This window comes from Prosthecobacter dejongeii, assembly GCF_014203045.1.
Taxonomy (GTDB): domain Bacteria; phylum Verrucomicrobiota; class Verrucomicrobiia; order Verrucomicrobiales; family Verrucomicrobiaceae; genus Prosthecobacter; species Prosthecobacter dejongeii.
Genome location: NZ_JACHIF010000001.1, coordinates 25416 through 46159, shown reverse-complemented (window position 1 = coordinate 46159; position 20744 = coordinate 25416). Strand labels below are relative to the sequence as shown.

Sequence of the window (20744 nt, the reverse complement as noted above, 5' to 3'; positions counted from 1 at the left end):
CTGCACGAAATGAAGGAATCTTACGGCAGGGCTTGCCGCACCTGCATGCCCCCACTCAAAATGGGGGTTGTGGTCGCTTTTTGTTCACCCACGGGCAACTGTGGCAGGAGGAAGTAACCCTGCGCACGTACCTCACCGGAGGGCTGCGGAACCACCATGCCGAAGAAGCTGGCTTTGCGTTTCAGCGGGGAATCTTGCTCTGCCAGCGTGAAGCTGCCCGTGACGGTGCCCGTAGCTTTATTGAGGGTGAGGATGGCACGGGCAGGATTCCCGTGGCTGCCAGCCAGTGGCATTTTCACCACGTAGGTGCTGCTGTAGTCAAAGGCTGCTACATCGGGCTCCGTATCGGAGAGGTCCAGGCCCGCCTCGGTGAAGGTCAAGGCAGGGCTGCCAGGCTGGGGGATGCCCTGCACGATGCTGCCGGAGGATTTAAGCGCGAGGTAACCTCCAGTTAGGCCGAGTTTGAGGTCGCTGAAGCCGGGCCCGTAGGTGCGTGAGGTGTCTGAAGGTTTACTCCAGGTCAAACTTCCTGTTAGGTGGTTACCCACGGGGGCGTTGCCTTCTGCGAGATTCACGGTAAAGGGGCCTGTCAGGGAGCCTTTGTGCTTGTAGAGAGATTGATACACGCCCGTCTGGCCCTCAGGCCCCAGTCCGAATGAGCTGGTCAAGTTGTCTCCAGTGGCCGTGCGTCCGGCGATGGTGACGATGCCTGCGGTGCTGATGCGGGCGGTGAGGTAGCCGCTGCCTTGAGGGATGGCTGCTTGGCTTTGGTCACCCGGTTCCGTGAGCTGAAGGGCCGCGCTGTAATAGCCTGCGTGAAGCGTGGCGGGCAGGTTTTTCGCATGCCAGGGATTGCGCCAGCCTTCGATGAGGGCCACGCCGTGAGTGCCTTCCAGGAGTTGATTGCTGCCATCCAGTGTGAGGTCTAACGGTTGGTCATTCACCGTAACGGAGATTTGAGGCGCAGCTTCGGATAGAAACCCGACGAGGCTTTTGGTGGTGGCCCCGGTGGTGACTTTCAGCGTGTAGGAACCTAGCGCTGTCGTGGTGAGTGTGATGCGGCTGCCCAGGTTTCGATTCACATCGCCATGCGGAGAAATGAGGCCTGAAAAACTCCCGATCCATGCAGGATCGAGACCGCGCACGGTGAGCTGACCTGTGGCGGCGAGGAGACTGGTTCCAGCGGGATTCGTGGCTGTGGCGGTGAGTGGGAAATCTCCAGAAACCTGGGGGCGACCACTGATGATCCCGGTTTTGGCATTGTAAGTTAGGCCTTTGGGCAGGCCTTTGAGGGAGAAACTTTTGGGGTAATTGGTAGCACTGATTCTGGCGCTGTATTGAGCCCCGAGAAAGGTGCTCCCTAAGACCAGAGGATTCATCACGGGACGCTCGAAGACGCTGCGTATTTCCACGGTGAAGGACTTGGAGGTGATGACGTCATTTTCATCACTGAGCTGCGCGCGGAAGCTGTAGTTACCGGCGGTAGTCGGCTTTCCTTGGAGGAATCCAGTGGTGCTGAGCTGGATGCCGGGCGGCAAGCTGCCACTGCCGAGGGTCCAGGTGTAGGGGGCCTGGCCGCCTTCTGCGAAGAGGGATTGCAGGTAGGGCTCGGCACGGATGCCGTAGGGCAGGGCGGAGCCTGTGGTGATGGTGATGGGGGAAAGGGTGACGGTGAGATGCAGCTCCTTTTCAGCGGTGAGTTGGTGCGCATCCGTCAGCTTCACCGTGAAACTTGTGGTTAGCGCTTCTGTGGGCAGGCCCGTGAGCAGGCCGCTACTGCTGAGGGTGAACCCTGCGGGCAGGCTGCCGGAGAGAAGGCTCCAGGTGTAGGAAGCTGTGCCACCGCTGCCCATGAGAGGCGTGGTGTAGGGGGCCCCCGTGCTACCCTGTGGCAGTGGGTCTGCGGTGGTGATCTGGGGGGCTGTGGCAGCGATGGTGAGGGTGAAGTTTTTACCTCCGGTACGGTTGAGTCCATCCGTGACTAACACCGTGAAGTTGAAGGAGCCTGCCACTGTCGCTTGCCCACTGAGTGCACCGCTGGTGGTGAGGGTCAGCCCTGCCGGCAAGGCTCCTTGTGTGACAGTGAAGGTGAAGGGCGCAGTGCCTTGCTGGGTCGTCAAAGTCTCCGTGTAGGGCATGCCGATGACGCCGCCTTTGAGCGCGTTCGGATTGAGGATGGTAAGGGCGGAGGCTAGCCAGTCTGCGGTGTCATCTTGGTCTGCATCCACGATACGGTTTAAGTTCAGTCGCCCAGACGTCTTCACTTTGCCTTGAAGGCTGGATTTGACGTCCACATTGTTGAGGATGCGGGCGATGCGCTGAGTCACTGTATCATTGGGGAAATTCAGTGCGGCAAAGGCCACGGCTCCAGACACATGAGGCGTGGCCATGGAGGTGCCACTGAGAAACTGATAGCCGAACTCAAGCTCCCAGGTGCAATTTACAGGCAATGCCAGGGCCTTGATGGCGAGACCATCTGCACGCGTCAGAGACACGGCGGGGATCCAACTGCCAGCGCTGCCCAGCGTGCCCAGGAAAGGACCGTCCACATTGTTGTAAACCAGCACGGCTTTGGCCCCGGCAGCCTGGGCGTGAGTGACCTTTTCCGCGAAGGTCAAAGTGCCACGCGCGATGAGGGCGATCTGGCCACTGACGGCGGCGGGAAACTCTGTGGGATTGCCAATGCCGCAGTCGTAAATTCTTCCGCTGAGGCCCGTGGTCTGCCCGGCAAAGGTGATGGGCAGGGTTTCATACTTTTTGCTGCCGACTGTAACGGCGATGCTCCTGGGTTTTGTGGATAAGATGCTGGTGCCGGGAGCGGCGATATCCACGGAAGTGCTACCATAATTTGAGAAGCTGGAGAGCGCGTCTTTGGAATCGGTGGAGGCCACAGCGATGATGTTTGAAACATCGTAGGAGGCTGGATAGCTGGGGGAAAGATTGTTGTTGGAGGTGTCATTGCCAGCCGCTGCGCACATGATGATGCCCTCCGCTCCGGCCGTGGCGATGGAATCTCTTTCTGCGGTGCTGAAGCCCCCTCCGCCATACGAGGCATTCAAGGCCACGATGGGCACGCCCCGGCGCTTCATGGCCACGGCGTATTCGACGGCTTCGATCACGCCAGAGCTGCTGATGACATCACCATCACTGGAGACTTTCAGGGCCATGATTTTCACCTGATCCTGCACGCCGATGAGGCCGAGGTTGTTATTTCCTTGGGCGGCTATCGTGCCGGCCACATGGGTGCCATGGTCACCTGAATCCATGGGATTGGAGAGATCTCCCGCAAAGTCGTAACCGTAGTAGTCATCGGTATAGCCATTGCCGTCGTCGTCACGGTTATTGTTAGGCGTCTCCAGCGTATTCACCCACATGCGGGGGACTAGATCGGGGTGTTCCACATCCACGCCTGTGTCTATGACGGCGATGACCATCTCGCCGGTGGGTGTGCGGGCTTTTTCCATGGCCTGCAGATATTTGATGTCTGCTCCACTGGTGCCCTTGGTGCCATTCACAGTCTGGCCGGTGTTTTGTAGGGACCATTGCTCACTGAAACGTGTGTCGTTAGGCGTAGCCTGCACCCAGCGGAGGTAATTTGGCTCGACGGTTTCCACCGTGGGGTCGGCTTTCAGTTCCTGGATGAGGTCCTGGGTTTTACGCCCCTGTTTTCGCACCAGGCCCATGGGCTTGCGCCGGAGTGCGGAGATCTCTGGAAACTGCCGCTCAAAACGCAGGGAACGTCGCGCTAGAGTGGACTCGGCGGAGCGGCGTGTGGCGGTGGACTTGAAGGTGACGATGACCTCCCCCTCCACCTGCTCTGTCCGCGTCTGACCTTGCACCACGGCTACCGTCAAAGATAGCAAGGCGATGATGAGCCGCAGGGGCGCAGTGGAGGAAACCATGACGGCCTATGATGCCCTAGATTCGTGGAAGGTTCATTCTTTTTTCCCAGCTGTATTTTTGAACGTTTGTGCAATCTGCAAACAGACCCAGCGGCCTGGAAAAGGAGGACTGAGTCAAGGAGCTGTCATTTGCACTCAGGCGCTTTCATGCGCATGGATGCGGCCCGCTATGTCCAGCCGCCGACCTGCCCTTGGTTTTATCTTCGTCACCCTCGCTCTCGATATTCTAGGGATTGGTCTCATCGTGCCCATCTTGCCCAAGTTGATCGAGCAATATCAGGGTGGGGATGTGACGACCGCTTCGACGACGTATGGACTCCTGCATTCCACCTATGCGCTGATGCAGTTTCTCTTCGCACCGTTGATCGGCAGTCTGTCAGACCGGTTTGGCCGGCGGCCGGTGATCCTCATCTCGCTTTTTGGGTCGGGGCTGGACTACTTGCTCATTGCCTACGCGCCGAATTTGACCTGGTTTGTCGTGGGCCGCATCATTGCCGGGATCACAGGGGCCAATTTCGCTGCTGGGACGGCCTACATCGCAGATATCAGTCCGCCGGAGAAACGCGCGGCGAACTTTGGTCTCATCGGTGCCGCTTTTGGCATCGGCTTCATCATCGGGCCTGCGCTGGGCGGTTGGCTGGGGGATTACGGCCTGAAGGTGCCTTTTCTCGCCGCTGGGGCGCTGACCCTAGTGAACTGGCTCTATGGGGTCTTTGTGCTGCCAGAGTCGCTAGCTCCAGAAAATAAACGTACTTTTAGTTGGGCCAAGAGTAATCCGGTTGGTTCTCTCATGGCGCTACGTCGTTTCCCCAGTGTGCTGGGACTCATCACCACCAGCTTTCTCTTTACCCTGGGGCATCAGGTTTATCCGGCGATCTGGGTGCTTTACACGAGTTATCGTTATGGCTGGGATACCAAGGCGACAGGGCTTTCCCTGGCCTTCGTGGGCGTGATGGCGGCGATCGTCCAAGGCGGCCTGGCGCGTGTGATTGTGGACCGTCTGGGGGAGGTGAAAACGGCCCTGATCGGACTGGCCCTGGGAACGGTGATGTATGTCTGCTATGGCCTGGCCACGGAAGGCTGGATGATCTACGCCTGCATCCTGGTGGGCAGTTTATCGGGTGTGGCGGGCCCGGCGGTGCAGGGGCTCATGTCGCGCAGTGTGCCGGATGATCAGCAAGGGGGACTGCAGGGTTCCCTCACCAGCTTGGCCAGTGTGGCGGGCATCGTGGGCCCGCCCATGTGTACGGGTTTATTTGGCTACTTCGTGAGCAAAGAAGCACCCGTGCATCTTCCCGGTGTGGCTTTTTTTGCCAGCGCCGTGCTCACCACTTTCGCCTTGTTCCTGGCTTTCCGCGCGCTGCGTGGCGTCACTCCACATTTTGTACCTGCTCGCGAATCTTCTCCAACTCCGTCTTCGCACTGACCACGGCGTGGGCGATTTCGGCATTGTTGCACTTGGAGCCCATGGTGTTGAACTCGCGGAAAAACTCCTGCACCAGGAAGTCCAGGCTGCGGCCCACGGGCTCTGCGGAGGCGAGATAAGTGCGAAACTGTTTCAGGTGACTGGCCGCGCGGGATAGCTCTTCGGAAATGTCCGTGCGGTCGGCAAACAGGGCGATCTCCTTGAGCAGGCGCTCATCGTCCAGTGGCAGCGGTAGCCCGGCCTGCTCCAGGCGCTGATGCAGCACTTGGCGTTGATGCTCTGGCACCAGTGGGGCTTTTTCAGCGATGAGCGCTGCATGAGCTTCGATGCTGAGCAGGCGTGTTTCCATTTCTTCCCGCAGGTGCAGGCCTTCCGTGCCGCGCATGGCGCGTAGTTGCTCAAGGGCAGCAGCCAGGGCCTCCTGAATGGCTGGCCACGCCGTTTCCGGATCAGCAGGGGTAGATTCCCCCGCCAGCACGCCCGGCAGGCGGATGATTTCGCTGAGGCTGATCTCGGGTGAGATGCCCAGCTTGCCCGCCAGCGCGCGCAGGTTCTCCAGATACTTGGCCGCCACGGCTTCATCCACCTGCGGCAGGTGAGATGTTTCAGCGGCATCGCTGCGGATCAGCACATTGACTCGCCCGCGTGAGCAAGCCGCCGCTACTTGATTGCGCACCTGCGTCTCCAGATCATGGAGATCACGTGGGAGATTGACCGAGACCTCCAGTTGTTTCCGGTTCACACTGCTGCACTCCACCACCCAGGCGGTGCCTGCTGCCTGCCGCGACTCACCCCGGCCAAATCCTGTCATGCTTTTCATGGACGGCGACAGAAGAGCCGAGTGCGAGGTCATGCAAGGCCGCTTACCGAGTAAAACGGCCACTCGTTGAGATCTGGCTGGCCCAGGTTTTCCTGCTCATAAAGCCCTTTGTCCTGACTGAAAGCGATGGATTCCAGCTCAGCTCGGACATCCTCTAACCAAGGATTTTCAAGCAGCCCTGGCAAAATTTTACGATCATACTCGGTCAACGCAATGGCTGCCGATCCACGCCGATGCTGCATGAGGAATGGTTGAATGTTGCGTCCTGTCTGTTCGCGTAGTTTAGCCAGGATGAGGAAACCCGCAGGATCTGTGTCACCAAAGTGATAAACGGGAAGATCTGGTGGCAGCAATTCAAGCAAGCGGAGGACGGCACTGTTGGGGAAACTGCAGCCGATAAGCAAGGTGCCGCCCGCTTTATTTTTTAAAGCTAGTTGGGGAAGCGTTGTCTTTTTGTTTTCCACCAAGAGGACTCGAGTGGCTGGGGTGGAGATGCGTGTGGCCTGTTCTATGTCGGGCGTTAGAGACAGGCTGACCACTCCTTTCAGGGCATGGATGATGTCCTTCTCATCAAAGGAATGCAGAGTGATTTGCCCTGCGACATCCACTTTAGGCTCGGTCAATTGAATGCCGCATGATTCTAAAGTGACAGGTCTGCCGAACAAAGAGTTAAAACAAGATTCGAGGTTTGCTTTCCGTGGCTCTAATTCTTTGCTTCCTCCTTCAAGTCCTAGCGCGATACTCGCGGTGCGGACGGGTGTATTCTCTGCCCAAGCAACCGAGGTAAATCGAAAAGTCAGGTCCAGCATATCCCGCATTTTTTCGGGAGCTTTCCACATGAGGGGTGGGACATTGAGGCCTTGCCCGAATGTTTTATAGATTCGACCACACCACTGCTGCCAAAGTTCAGGGAATCGAGGATGATGCTTGGCTTCAAATTCTTTGACCGTGAGTAGTGACTGCGCATGGCGATCACTGGCTGGTCGGTGGCCAAAAGTTTCTTGGAGCCATGGTTCAGCCTCAATTGGAATTTGCACCCTCTGAATCAAATAAAGACGGTAATCGTGAGTGACGCTTTTGAGGCGTCCTTGATTGTGGAGTTGTTCCAAATCACGCTGCGCCGCACGTTGATCCTCGACCCTCTTGAGGCCCGCTTCCTCTAGAAGTTCTGGCCAGGGAGTGGAGAACGGGTTCTTGGCTGGAGCCAGTCTGTCCCCCCGCGTGGCACGCCATTTCTCGAAAAGAGTCTGGAGCCAGGCTGGTGGCATAGTGAGTAAAATAAAGAAAGATCACCCCGCCAGCGCCTGCAGCAGTTTGTCTTTGTTCCACGGCACCACCCAGTTTTCGATGTGGATGTCGCGGCCTTGGCCGTCGCGTTTGCGGTCCACGCGGCATTCGATGACGGTATCCGCGTGGTCAATCATGGTGCCGAGGCGGTCCATGGGGAAGGCGAGGAGGAGCTGGAGGCCGAAGTTGCTGGCCAGGGCTAGGCAGTCATCAATACGATCACCACTGAGCTTGGAGAAGGCTTCGTCCATGACCACCAATCCGAGGTTCCGTCGGCTGTCCTTGCGCCCCAGGTCATAGACGCGGTGGAAGGCGGCGAGCATGGAGACAAAGAAGGGGGCCTGATTTTCCCCACCACTCATTTTACGGGCGTTGTTCTGGAGGGAAATAGCGGCCTCTTCGCTATGACCGCTGGGGATCATGAGCATGTCATAACGATGATAAAAGCGGTAGTCCAGCAGGCGCTGCGCTTTGGCATCCTCCGGGTTATCAATCGCGGCCATGAGCTCTTCTTTGGCCTTGGTGATTTCTTCCTGCTTCGAGGAAGCAAAGAGTTCATCGGAGGGGTTGAAGCCTTCGAGCCCGTTCTCGATGAGATTCCACATGGCAGACTGAGCACGGTCGCGGATCTGCGAGATGCGGTAACGATAACGGCCGATGTCTTGATCGAGGATCTTGCTCAGTTCCTTGATGGTGCGTGTGGCTTCGTCAATCTTTTCCCGCAGCACATCCAGCACCTGGCTCTGCAGGCGCTCTTCCCACTCGCGGCGGCGCTCTTCGGCGATCTGGCGGTAGTGGCTGAGTTGATGCGATTCGAGATCGTTGCAGCGGGCATCGTAGCGGGCGTTGTCCTCCTCTTCAGCATCGAAGTCATGCCGATATTCAGGGTGCGCCTCCGCCAGCTTGCGGCGTTCATCATTGCGATCACGGCGAGTGCGCTCGGCACGGTCGTGGGCGTATTGACGGCCATACTCGGACTGGTCTTTGCGCTTTTGCCAGGTGCCTCCGGCTTCCAGCGCTGCCTTCATCGCTGCCGCGATTTCATCTTGGGCCAGGCCGCGAGGCAGGCTGTTCAGACTCTCATGCAGGGACAGGGTGGCACTTTGGAATTCTTCCCGGCACAGGTCCAGTTGCTCCAGCATCTGCCGCTCATTCACGACAAAAGCGGTGACAGAGGTGCTGAGGCTGCCGATGCGCTGTTCCAGGCCGCGCAGGCGCATTTCCAGCTCGTCCATTTCCTGGAGTTGGCGGTCCTGTTCCGGCGTGGCCAGGAGCTGGATGGTTTCTTCCAACTGGCGCTCGTTGGCCTCCAGGCCGGGGAGTTGGGAAAGCTCGATGGCGGAGGCTTTCGGGGAGTCTTCGCCCAGGCGATACTCTTGGCCGCGCTTCAGCCAGCTACGCACAGCATGCACCTCACGGCGGAATTCGTTCATGAAGCCACGCACACGTTCCAGGCCTTCCTCACGCTCCTTGCGCATGCGGCGCAGGCCTTCCTCACCCAGGGTCAGTTCCTTCTCCGCGCTGAGATGGCGGCGCACCCCGGGTTGTTTCAGCAAGCCTTCTTGCGTGATGGCGTGCTCATGCATCTTCAGCTTGGTGGAGCTGTTGACGGCGATGATTTGGCCTAACAAATGATTGATGAGGAGGTGGGCTGTGGGGTGCTTGGTCTCCAGCATTTCGGCCAGAGAGCCTTTTTCGGCTTTCGGCTTCAGCTCGCGCAGCTCTTCCGCATTGGCCAGCAGCTCGGTGCCACTGTTCTTTTGAAATTGTTCCCAGGCCGCAAGGTAGCAGTCATCTTCCACCAGCACGGTCTGGCGGTGGGCGCCCAGTACGGATTCCAAAAGCGGCCACCAGGCTTCAAACTCAGGCTTCACCTCCACCACTCGGGCAAAGAGTTCCGCCTTGTTACCCCGGGCGCGCAGACCGTCCAGCAGCGGGGTGGCCTGGGTGCGCCCTTCGCTTAGGCTCACGAGCTGGCGTTGCAGTTCATCCTCGGCCTTTTCCAGCTCCTCCACTTCTTCCAGTTTCGGGCGCAGCCAGTCTTCACCTAGACGGCTGATGCGGTCATACTCACGGGCTAGCCCTGGCAGGGCCTCCAGGCCGACATGGGCCTCTTCATTGCGGAGCTGGGGCAGAAGCTCGGCGCGCTCCAGCTTGGCATTCAAACCGACACGCAGGCCGTGGCGCAGCCATTCATCCCAGTGCAGCGCGCGCTCATTCAGCATCTCATGCGCGGTGCGTGAGGCGTGGTGCAGGCGCTCGATGCGGGGCATCAGATCTGCCCGCTGGCGACGCAGGTCATTGAGCTTCCGCAGGCTGTCATCACGCCCGGCGACGAGCTTCACCTCATCATAACGGGCCTTGGCCTCATCGCGCTCTTTGACGGCCACTGCCATGTTGGTTTTGTCCTCTGCATGGCGCTCGCGCAGCAGCCTCAGGTCACTATCGGCCCGATGGAACTTTTCTTCCGATTCCGCATGGTCCAGGGCGGCGCGCAGGTGGCCAAAGAGGGCCTCTTCACGGCGGGCTTCGCTGAAGCTGAGGTGGTGCGTGCGGATGCGCTGGAGAAAGCCGAGTTGGTCCCCCAGGGTGTCCACACGGCGCTCCGCCTCCCGCAGGGCATCCAGGCTGCGGCGCACTTCCTTCACCTCAGGCAGACCGGGCTCCAGGATGTTTTCGCGGATGAAACTTTCAAAGTTTTCCACCGGCTGGAAAGCGATGGCTCCCGGCAGGGTTTTGTTCATCTGGGTGCGATCAAAGAACAGGTGCTCACGGGCTCCCATCTCATCCAGGTAAGTATCCAGACGGCCAAAGTGTTCGCCCTGGAGATCACGCTTCACACGCACGCGAAATTCATCTTCGGCCAGCATTTCCTGGCGATCAGGTTTGGTGATGTCCTGCTCGCGGATCACATCCGCCCAATGCAAGCGCCCTGGAGTGTAAAACCAGACGTAGCGGGCATCCGAAGTGGGGCCTTCATACTCTACGCGCACGCCCCAGGTTTCGCGGCGGGGCTCGGTGCCGCCTTCTTCCAGCGGCCACTCAAATTCCAGGGCCGCGATGGTCACCCCACTGGGGCGCAGGTAGCGCGGCTGGCCATCTTTGGTCTTGGTATTCGTATCGCAGAGGCAGTAGCCGCGCAGATCACGATCTCGTCCCGTGGGGCGTTTGCCATCGCCTGTTGCGGCGCGGTTGAATCGGGTGCCTTTGCTGCCTAACAAAACGAATTGCACCAAGTCCAGTAGGGCGGACTTGCCCGTGCCGTTTTCACCACAGAGCAGGGCGAGGCCGTTGACATCAATGATGCGGCGAAAGCCATACCAGTTGATGGCGATGATGCGGCTGAGAGTGATGCGCTGAGGGCGATCCATGAGGGAGAGATTCGGGGAAAATTAAGGCTGAGGGGACTCTTCGAGCACGATGGCCGCGGCGGCCTGTTCCGGCTCATACAGCTTGGCGCGTTCCAGCCAGGCTTCGATGCTGTCAAACGGGATGCTGCGAGACAGGCTGGGCAGCACTTCAATCATGGCCTCACCAGGGCGGGTGCTATCCTCCGCGCGCTGAAAGCGGATGAGCTTTTTGCGGCGCAGGCGGGACAGCAGCTCCTCCAGCGCGGTGATGCCTGGGGGCTCGATGTGCTCAAAGAACACCCGCCATTTCACCCACAGGTCATTGGCGCTGATGATGACAGTTTCGCTGGCCTGCTCACTGCGGGATTCATCGTAGATGCGCCACAGGGCCAGGACCAGGAGGGTTTCATCCTTCGTGAAGGCGGCCAGGAGTTGGCACTCCTCCGGCACCGGGCGGGCCTGGATGAGCGGCGGCTCATGGTCAATGATGAGCTCCAGACCGAGGGGGGAAAGGTAGTCACGAATGTGGTCTGGATATTGATCCCTAACCAAAAGGTAGGAATCGCGGCCGCTGCCTTCATCCCCCAGGATGACGCCGTAGCGGAGGAGGTCCGCAAGAACATCGCGGATGGGGGAGCGGTCGCGTTCAGGGACGTCAGCCCAGAAAGATGGCCAGGGGAGGGAACTCATGTGGGGCGGGTAAAGGCAAAACGTTCGACGCGCCAGCCAGCCTGGGCGTCACGAGGGATGTTTTCAGGTTCGAGGCTGTGATCGCGGCTGCTGCTGACGATGTGCCAGCGCTGCTCTTCCCCACTGGTGGCATCCATGCCGTGGGTGTAGGCCGCAGCGGCCATGAGGTCCAGCAACTCATCCGGTGTCTCCAGGGTAAAACCGTCGGTGGCGATGCCCGGGCCGTGCTCCCGGATCATTCGGGCGACCAGTCGCGCAGCGCGGTGCGGAGTCAGAGCGAATTTTTGACGCTGGCGCAGGCGCTCCAGATCGGCGGCCTCATCTTCAGCCGAAAGCGTTTGTCCCAGCTCCAGTGCTACAGGTGAGCGGGACCGCCGTGGACGGGCCAGGGAAGCGATGCCGTAAAAGAAATCCACCTCGGGCGTGGCCAGGGCAAAGTCCGGCTCGATCCGCAGGTCATTGAACTTGGTGCCGCGATGGGCGGTATTGATCGCCTCACAGTAGCGTTTGATCATGTCTGGGCGGCGACCGCGTAGCTCCGACTGGTAACGGTACCGCTGCACGGACAGACGGTTAAAGGAGGCCACGCGGGCATCAATCGCCTCTGCCCTCAGGCGCAGGCCGGCGAGTTGGCGCTCCAGCCGCTGAATTTGGATGTTGGCCAGTTCCCAGGCTTCGTTTGGCTCCAGGTTGCGGTATTCGGCGATGCCATCTGCGAGGTGCTGGATCACCAAGGGATCATCCGCTGCATCGCGCACGCGGCTGCGGGCTCGTTGCAGGCGTGGCAGCAGGCCACCACCGCGCAGGACATCGTAACAGACCATGTGCTGGCCTTCATGAAAGTCGTGGTAAAACAGGCGCAGCGTCTCCGCGCCAGACTCCGTTTCCCGCTGCCGCCGCTCAAAGCTGTGCACCAGCTTCTCCACCCCGTGGAGCTGGAGGATGGCGCTTTCCATGCGCAGGAGGAGATCGTGGATCGTGCCACGCATTTCCATGGCGGGGACGATGTAGGGGTTCAGCACATCCCGCTGCTCCAGAGAGGTGCAGACGCCGCGCAGGGTATCAGCAAAGCTTTTCAGCTCCGCCACCTCATTTTCGGCGAGGTCGCGCAGGGTGCGCATCAGTGGGCGCAGGGAAGGGGAGATGACCACCCAGCGCTCATGGAGGCTCACGGCTTGCTCCTCGATCCAGCGCACTTGCAGCAGTTGATTGTACAGCTTGCCAGCCCGCGCGCGGATGTCTTGCAGGCCTCCACCCTCGTCTTCTTGGAGGGCCACCTGGGGGTTCTGGGAAAGCACCTCACGCAGGATGGCTAGGGCATCCGTTTGTGGCAGGCGACCCGCTTCCCCAGCCTCCTGAATCAGGCGATCTGCCCCGTCCACATACACCGGGGCCGAGGGGCGCACCAGCGGACGAAAGAAGTCCGCTGAAACACTGGCAAACAGGCGCTGGCTGAGTTGGTCGGCTGGCATGGGCTGCCCATCCTGACAGGACAAACCGGGACTGCAACTTTTGTCCGGTTGGTGGGGTGTGTTTTAGGGGGGTGGGAGGTTGGTCAACCATCGCCGCAGTCGCGGGACAGGCGGAAGACGCGGAAGACACGGAAAAGGGGAACGGAGGATTTTGGGGAGAAATTTGATTTTTCCCCATTGGGGGATTTTGGGTCTAAGGGGTTGAGGGTGAGTGGGTTGGGATGGGGATTTGATGGGGATTTGATGGGGATGGATTTCCCCACCTGGGGACTTTTGGGGGCTGGCGGGGCGTGAGAACGGTCTTCGGCGGGACGCCGAAAACGGCACGCGAGACGCGCGCGCTCTAGGACGTGGGGCAAGGTGCGGGAAGAGGCGGGGGCGGGCAAGGGGCAAAAGGGGGACTTGGGCCAAGTGGGGATTTTTTTGAGTGGGCGGGGACGTCGTGGACCAGGGCCAGTTGGGCATGCCTGGTGGTGGAGGGAGACCGGGGGCTCCGGCAAGCCTTTTGATCCGAACTACCGACCTTCACCCAAAGACACCGCCGCTTGTTGCGGGGGCACGGCCACGAACAGCCCGCGATCCTCCCGGCGGCGCTGGCGGTCCAGGCGCTGGGCGAGGATGCGGCGGGCCTCTTCCTCGGTGATGTCTGGGAACTGCTGTTTGGTTCTTCCCTGTCAATTATCGACGGGCGGGAAGAGGGCACCGTTTTTTTAACAGGATTGACACGATTTCAGGATTAACAAGATTTTGAATGGGGGCCGTATTGTTTGGGCAGGGAATCATTGGTGGGCTGCTTGGCGCGCAGATGATCGGGTAAACCCACCGCATGACTTCAAGAGTCCGGCTTGGAGCCACCTTTGAGTCGGAGATAAAGTGGCTGACAAGACAGCGAATTTGTCGGTAAATGACGTGTGAACGCCAGCCAAGACTCAACATGAAACTAATTCTTCTAGCATTGCTCGGTTCGTCCATCATCGCTTTCGCAGAAAAGCCACAAACGGAGAATAGAGATTGGGAGCAGGCCTGTGGCGGGAGCAATATTGCGGTGACATCGGTTGCGGGGAAGATCGTCTGCATTGATGCCTTTGTAGAGCATTTCGCTGAGGGCAGACAGTGGGTTTGTCACTTCAAGGGCGGCGAGATCATTTCAGCTTTGTTTCGCCACTTTAAGGTCATTCGAAAATCGGCTGGAGAGGCCGGCGAGTTTACGACCGAGCTGGATGAGGATCGCACCGAGGTGTTTCACTTTCCCGATCATGACCTTTCGAAGATGGATCCAGACCTGAAGAAGGATCTGTTGGAGGTCATCGCCAAAGCAACAAAACCAGGCGAACAAGGTGGTGCAGGTCAATCGGGTGCCGGCTCCGAGTCGAGATGATTTCCTGGCATTCCAACCTCAATCCCGCATTCAAGGCTCACTCCCGCTTGTGGGTTACCAGTTCTTTGACGTTCCCTTAAAATGATCCGACTCCTACGACAATGCATGATCGCCTGCGTGCTGTATTTGGCACTGCCTTCGGGCTCTGGACATGCCCAAACCACAATGGATGTTCCCGAAGCGAAGTTTCAGGGCACATGGCATGTGCAGAAGCATTTTTTCAGAACTCTCCGGGAGGGCGAGGCGGATTTTGAAGCGTTGGGGGAGGAGACTCCTAAGGGCAAGTTTCCTTCCGAGTTGGTGATCCAATTTCGACGCCATGAAAGCGGTGCGATCCAACAGATATGGACGGACCCAACCGGCGACGTGATCAGAAGCAAGGGAGTGACTGTTCTGGAGGTCACGCCGAATGTCCTGACCTACAGAGCCTGGTCAGATCATCCCACTTGGAAGAATATCCTCACCCTCAAGGATGATGGCAGCGCGGTGTTTCAGGTGAGATCAATGAAGCATCAAGAAACCTATCTTTTAGCCCCAACGAATAAGGCAGACGGATTCAAACAGCCAAGTGGCGAGAAATGAACCTGCGCGAACTACTGACAGTGGAGCAGACCTTCGATTTTTGCAGGCCTGGAGTTCGTATGCTGGTATTGTCGCCCACTCTAATGATGCCTGACGGCTGGAGTACGCGCGGTTGGAGTGAACGAGAGGAACCGGTGACTATGGTGCGACCTGACGGAAGTGCCCTTTCAGCGACTGCGCAGATTTGCGTGACGCACCTCAATATTCGTGATCCAGATGTTCCAATCAAGGCCCGATGGCCAATTACCATCTGGTTGACAGACCGGACGGAGGATGAGGTTCAGGTGGGAAGCAAGATTCTAGCTGATCCTGCTGTATGCGCAGCGATCTTTGGGGAAGACTCATCCGTCACGTGATCGAATCCTGCCGAGTGGCAGAACAAGGGCTGGGCAATTCCCACTAGCTTCGACGGGAAAACCTCACTCGGAGAGTGAGGAGTACTGTACTACTGCAACCGTGTCACTTCCCACCCACAGGCATGGATGATCCCGCCTGAGTGGACTGGCTAACGCAAGAGACCCGTGATAGGAGGCGTTACAATACGTTACACTTTGTTAGAATCCCCCCTTCAACCATCCATGAAGACGTTCCTGCTTTCTCTTTCCAGCCTGTTTGTTCTCGCGCTGGCCGTCCAGGCTGCCCCGCCGAAGAAAGAGGAGAGCATTGATCCCAACAAACCGGTCTCGTTTTACAAACACATCCGCCCCATCCTCCAGGCAAACTGCACGGGCTGCCACCAGCCAGCGAAGGCCAAGGGCGACTACGTGATGACCGACTTCGCCAAACTGCTGGCAGGTGGAGAAGAGGGCAACGCCATCGTCCCCGGTAAGCCAGAGGAATCGAACCTCCTAAAGGTCTCCACCCCCAATGCCGAAGGCAAGGTGGAGATGCCACCCAAGGGCGATCCTCTTCATGAAACGCAGGTCGCCCTCATCAAGCGCTGGGTCAGCGAGGGGGCCAAAGATGATACCCCCGCTTCTGCCATGGCGCACTATGACATGGAGCACCCGCCCGTGTATGTCACCGCGCCAGCCGTGACCTCCATGGAGTATTCGCCCGATGGCACCCTGCTCGCAGTGGCCGGTTACCATGAAGTGCTCATTCATAAGGCCGATGGCAGTGGCATTGTTACACGTTTGGTTGGGCTGGCGGAGCGCATTCAAAAGCTGGCCTGGTCGCCCGATGGCAGCAAGATCCTCGTCACTGGCGGCAGCCCGGCACGCGAAGGGGAGATCCAGGTCTGGGATGTGGCGAAGAAGAAGCTGGAGCTGTCCAAGTCCCTGACTTTCGACACCCTTTACGGTGCCAGTTGGTCGCCCGATGGCAAGTTCATCGCTGTGGGCTGTGCGGACAATGGCCTGCGCGCTTTTGAAGCCGCCACGGGCAAAGAAACCCTCTTCATGGGTGGCCACAGTGACTGGGTGCTGGACACCGTGTGGAGCACGGATGGCAAGTTCATCGCCTCCTGCGGCCGTGACATGAGCGTGAAACTCACCGAGGTAGAAACGCAGCGTTTTGTGGACAATATCACCTCCATCACACCGGGTGCTCTCAAGGGCGGTGTGCAGGCCCTGGTGCGCCATCCTTTGCGCAATGAAATCCTCATCGGCGGCACCGATGGCATGCCGGCCATCTACCGCATGGAGCGCATCACCAAACGAGTCATCGGGGACAATGCCAACCTCATCCGCAAGTTTCCCCTCATGCAGGGCCGCATCTTCGGCGTGGACTTCGCGCCCGATGGCAAACGCATCGCCGCTGGTGCCTCGCATGAAGGCACGGGCCAGGTGAATATCTACACCTCCGATTATGACAGCACGATGCCGGACGAGGTGAAGACCATCGTCGAAACTCGCAGTGGCGCTGGCAAGGCGCTTGAGGACTGGATTGTCAAAGACGTAAAGCTCATCGCCAGTGTGCCCATGCCCACCGGTGGCATCTTTACCGTCAGCTTCAGTCCCGATGGCCAAACCGTGGCTGCTGCGGGCCAGGATGGTCGCATCCGTCTCATCGAATCCACAACGGGTAAGATTGCCAAAGAGTTTGTTAGCGTACCTTTGGTCGAAAACAAAGCCATCGCGGCCAGTGAGGTCATCGCCGATGATAGCGTGCGTGCGACAGCGGTGAAGGATGACAAAGTGGAGACCTTGGTTCCCGGCCTCACCGTTGCCTCCATTGAGGTGCAGCCCACCACCATCAGCCTCAGCAAGCCGATGGAATACGCCCAGCTTTTGGTCACAGCGACTCTAAGCAATGGCACGAAGGCCGATGTCACCCGCATGGCCAAACTGACCTTCCTGGGCGGTGAAGCGGCGAGCATCAATGAGCGTGGTCTGCTGCGCCCTGGCAGCGATGGCAAAGGTGAGGTGAAGATCGCCTTCATGGGCAAGAGCGCCACTGTGCCCGTGACGGTGACAGGTATGAATCTAGCCCTGAAACCGGACTACGTGCGCGATGTGATGCCCATCACTTCCAAGCTCGGTTGCAACATGGGCACCTGCCATGGGGCCAAGGATGGCAAGGCGGGCTTCAAGCTCAGCCTGCGCGGTTATGACCCCATTTATGACGTGCTCGCTTTTACCGATGAACTCGCCAGCCGTCGTGCCAACGTGGCCTCTCCAGATCATTCGCTGATGCTGCTGAAGGCCAGTGGTTCGGTTCCCCATGAAGGCGGGCAATTGACCGTCCCTGGTGAACTGTATTATGAAACGCTGAAGGCATGGATCAGCCAGGGCGCTAAGCTCGACCTCAAGACCCCACGGGTGACCAGCATCGAGGTGTTCCCCAAAAACCCTGTGCTGGAGCGCATCGGCAGCCGCCAGCAGATCCGCGTCATCGCCCGTTATGCGGATGGTTATGTCAAAGATGTCACCGCGGAAGCCTTTGTGGACAGCGGCAACATGGAAGTGCTGGAGGCAGACAAAACCGGCCTGGTGACCAGTCTGCGCCGTGGCGAGGCCGCCATCCTCGCCCGCTTTGAAGGGGCCTATGCTGCCACCACCGTCACCGTCATGGGAGACCGCACCGGCTTCGCCTGGAAGGAGCCTGAGAAGTGGACCAAGATTGATGAACTCGTGACCCGCAAGTGGGAGCGCATGAAGATCGAACCCAGCGGACTGTGCAGCGATGAAGACTTCCTACGCCGCATTCACATTGACCTCACCGGCCTGCCTCCAAAGGTGGAAGAAGTGCGCGCCTTTGTAGCAGATGCACGAGACAGCCGGACGAAGCGCAATGAGGTCATTGATAAGCTCATCGGCAATCCAGACTTTGTGGATCATTGGTCGAACAAATGGGCGGACATGTTGCAAGTGAACAGCAAATTCCTCGGCAACGAAGGTGTCAAGATTTTGCGGGATTGGATCAAGCAACAGGTCGCGGATAACACCCCCTACGACCGGATGGCCTACCGCATCATCACGGCCACGGGTTCTACCAAGGACAACCCCGCTGCTGCCTATTACAAGACAGTGCGCACCCCGGAAGAACTGGTGGAAAACACCACGCACCTTTTCCTGGCCACTCGATTCAATTGCAACAAGTGCCACGACCATCCTTTTGAAAAATGGACCTGGGACCAATACTACCAGACCGCCGCTTTCTTTGCCCAAGTGGATCTGAAGACCGATCCCGCAAGCGCTGGCAAGACCATTGGTGGTACCGCTGTGGAAGGGGCCAAGCCTCTGTATGAAATCGTCGGTGACAAAACCATGGGCGAGATGAATCACCTCCGCACAAATGCCCCCGTGGCCCCGCAGGTGCCTTTTGACATGGAATTGGTTAGCAAGACCGCCACCAGCCGCCGCGAGCAGTTTGCGACCTGGATGACCAGCCCGGAAAACGACTACTTCGCCATGAGCTACACCAATCGCATTTGGGGCTATCTCACCGGCACGGGCGTCATCGAGCCCCTGGACGACATCCGTGCAGGCAACCCGCCTAGCAATCCTGAGCTCCTCCAATACCTGACGAATGAGTTTGTGCAGAGTGGCTTCAATGTGCGTCACCTGATGAAGATCATCACCCAGAGCCGCACCTATCAACTCAGCCTCTCCACCAACAAATGGAACGAGGACGACAAGGTGAACTACAGCCATGCCAAGGCCCGCCGCCTGCCTGCAGAGGTGCTGTTTGACTCCGTCTTTGCCGTGACCGGTTCTATGCCGAATATCCCCGGCGTGCCCAAAGGCACACGGGCGGCCCAGCTCATTGACGGTCAAACTCAGTTGCCCGATGGCTTCCTAACCAACTTTGGTAAACCTGCGCGTGAGAGCGTGTGCGAGTGCGAGCGCAGCAACGAGGTGAATCTCGGCCCCGTCATGGCCCTGATGTCGGGCCCGACGGTGGGAGATGCCATCAGCGATCCGAACAACGCCATCGCCAAGCTCACGAATGAAGTGAAGGACGACGCCAAGCTGGTGGAAGAAATCTTCCTGCGCATTCTCAATCGCAAACCGACAGGCAAGGAGATCAATGCAGCCCTGGCCAGCATGGCGGGCATGGATGTGGAGCATAAACAACTCGCTGCTGAATGGCAGGCGAAAGAGGCCGAGCAAAAGCCTGTGATCGCCAAGGCTGAAGCCGAGCGCCTGGCTCTGATTGCCGCTGCTAAGAAGGAACTGGAAGACTACCAAGTCAAAATGGCCCCCGAAGTGAAGAAAAAGGCAGAAGCCCGTCTGGCTGCGATCAAGAAAGCCGAAGAGGCCGTGAAAAAAGCGGCTGATACCGCGCCGATGCAGCAGCCACGCTGGGAGCAGTATGCCGATCTCTCGACGGAATGGGTGCCGCTGGAGCTCGCCGTCACCCGTGCCGCCGGCGTGGAGAAGCTGGAGGTCCAGCCTGATGGCTCTGTCTTCGCCACCGCCTTTTCAGAAGGGCGTTTAGCCGCTGGCAATTATCAACTCAGTGGCAAGACCTCGCTGGAAAATGTCACGGCCATCAAGCTGGAAGCGCTGCCAGATGATCGCCTGCCTAACAATGGGCCTGGCATCGCCCCAGATGGTAACTTTGTGCTCAGCGAGTTTAATGTCAGTGCCACCGCACTGAATCCGGCGGGTGGTCAGCGTGTCAAAGGCGGTGTTCCGCAAGAACTACGCAATCCCAAAGCAGACTTTGAGCAGGCAAACTTCGCAGTTACGGAAGCGTTGAAAAAGGGCAATCGGGATCGGGGCTGGGCCGTGTCTCCTGAAGGTGGCTTCCGCCATGAAGCGACCTTTGAGTTTGCCAATCCTGTGGCCTTCAAAGGCGGTTCGCAGTTCATCATCCAGATGAGCCAGCCCTTCCAAAATGGTCGCTACAATCTGGGGCGTTTCCGCCTGTGGGTGACCTCCAGCCCCGTGGTCCGTTTCGGCGTGGCGAAGGCCGTGGCAGACGGCATCAAAACCCCTGCGGCTAAACGCACCACTGAGCAAAAAGCCGCGCTGGTGGCTCACTTCCTGGATCAAGCACGCGACTATCAGACCACGAAAAAGTCCCTGGCTGCCGCCAAGCGCCCCTTGCCAGTGGATACGCAACTGGTTGCCCTGGAGGCCAAATACCAGAGCAGCCAGAGTCCCATCACGCTAGATCCTAAACTGGTGCAGCTCCGCCGTGATGCGGACCTCAGCTCTAAACAACTGGGCAACAAACGACTCACCGCCGCACAGGACCTCGCCTGGGCCCTCATCAATTCCCCCGCGTTCTTATTTAACCACTAGTCGTTCCACTCCTCCCGCATCGAAGGCCACCCGACGGATTTACGAACAGCCCACAGCTTGCCCCTCCACTCCTCCCGCATCGAAGGCCACAGAACGGAGCGCGAGTTTTTAACTCGCCTCACTTTCCTAGCGAGTGCGGGC

General features: G+C 58.8%; 10 protein-coding genes. 4 read left to right on the top strand and 6 right to left on the bottom strand.

Annotated features, from left to right (window positions below):
• Positions 1-20: 20 nt before the first annotated feature.
• Positions 21-3902, bottom strand: a complete 3882-nt coding sequence (locus HNQ64_RS00135; protein WP_184204264.1) for a S8 family serine peptidase — start codon at positions 3900-3902, stop codon at positions 21-23.
• A gap of 169 nt (positions 3903-4071) precedes the next feature.
• Between HNQ64_RS00135 and HNQ64_RS00130 the strand changes: the two genes are divergently transcribed.
• Positions 4072-5328 (top strand): TCR/Tet family MFS transporter, encoded by a 1257-nt coding sequence (locus HNQ64_RS00130; RefSeq protein WP_184204263.1) that lies wholly within the window; start codon positions 4072-4074, stop codon positions 5326-5328.
• Here the strand turns inward: HNQ64_RS00130 and HNQ64_RS00125 are convergent.
• The 5 genes from HNQ64_RS00125 to HNQ64_RS00105 are packed head-to-tail and all read right to left on the bottom strand — an operon-like array spanning position 5273 to position 12947.
• Positions 5273-6148 (bottom strand): YicC/YloC family endoribonuclease, encoded by an 876-nt coding sequence (locus HNQ64_RS00125; RefSeq protein WP_184204262.1) that lies wholly within the window; start codon positions 6146-6148, stop codon positions 5273-5275. The genes HNQ64_RS00130 and HNQ64_RS00125 overlap by 56 nt on opposite strands.
• A gap of 29 nt (positions 6149-6177) precedes the next feature.
• The gene (locus HNQ64_RS00120; RefSeq protein WP_184204261.1) at positions 6178-7416 is read right to left on the bottom strand and encodes a Wadjet anti-phage system protein JetD domain-containing protein; all 1239 of its coding nucleotides are present in this window, start codon (positions 7414-7416) and stop codon (positions 6178-6180) included.
• 21 nt (positions 7417-7437) lie between these two features.
• Positions 7438-10806, bottom strand: a complete 3369-nt coding sequence (locus HNQ64_RS00115; RefSeq protein ID WP_184204260.1) for an SbcC/MukB-like Walker B domain-containing protein — start codon at positions 10804-10806, stop codon at positions 7438-7440.
• 21 nt (positions 10807-10827) lie between these two features.
• Positions 10828-11475, bottom strand: coding sequence for a DUF4194 domain-containing protein (locus HNQ64_RS00110; protein WP_184204259.1), 648 nt, complete (start codon positions 11473-11475; stop codon positions 10828-10830).
• Positions 11472-12947 (bottom strand): Wadjet anti-phage system protein JetA family protein, encoded by a 1476-nt coding sequence (locus HNQ64_RS00105; RefSeq protein ID WP_184204258.1) that lies wholly within the window; start codon positions 12945-12947, stop codon positions 11472-11474. Before HNQ64_RS00105 ends, HNQ64_RS00110 begins: the two co-directional genes overlap by 4 nt.
• Positions 12948-13881: 934 nt before the next feature.
• Here HNQ64_RS00105 and HNQ64_RS00100 point away from each other — a divergent pair.
• From HNQ64_RS00100 to HNQ64_RS00090, 3 genes are all read left to right on the top strand, one after another.
• Positions 13882-14325 (top strand): hypothetical protein, encoded by a 444-nt coding sequence (locus tag HNQ64_RS00100; RefSeq protein WP_184204257.1) that lies wholly within the window; start codon positions 13882-13884, stop codon positions 14323-14325.
• 105 nt (positions 14326-14430) lie between these two features.
• Positions 14431-14907, top strand: coding sequence for a hypothetical protein (locus HNQ64_RS00095; protein WP_184204256.1), 477 nt, complete (start codon positions 14431-14433; stop codon positions 14905-14907).
• 578 nt (positions 14908-15485) lie between these two features.
• Positions 15486-20603 carry a DUF1549 domain-containing protein gene (locus HNQ64_RS00090; RefSeq protein ID WP_184204255.1) on the top strand — a complete coding sequence of 1706 codons (5118 nt, stop codon included), beginning with the start codon at positions 15486-15488 and terminating at the stop codon, positions 20601-20603.
• Positions 20604-20744 lie beyond the last annotated feature (141 nt).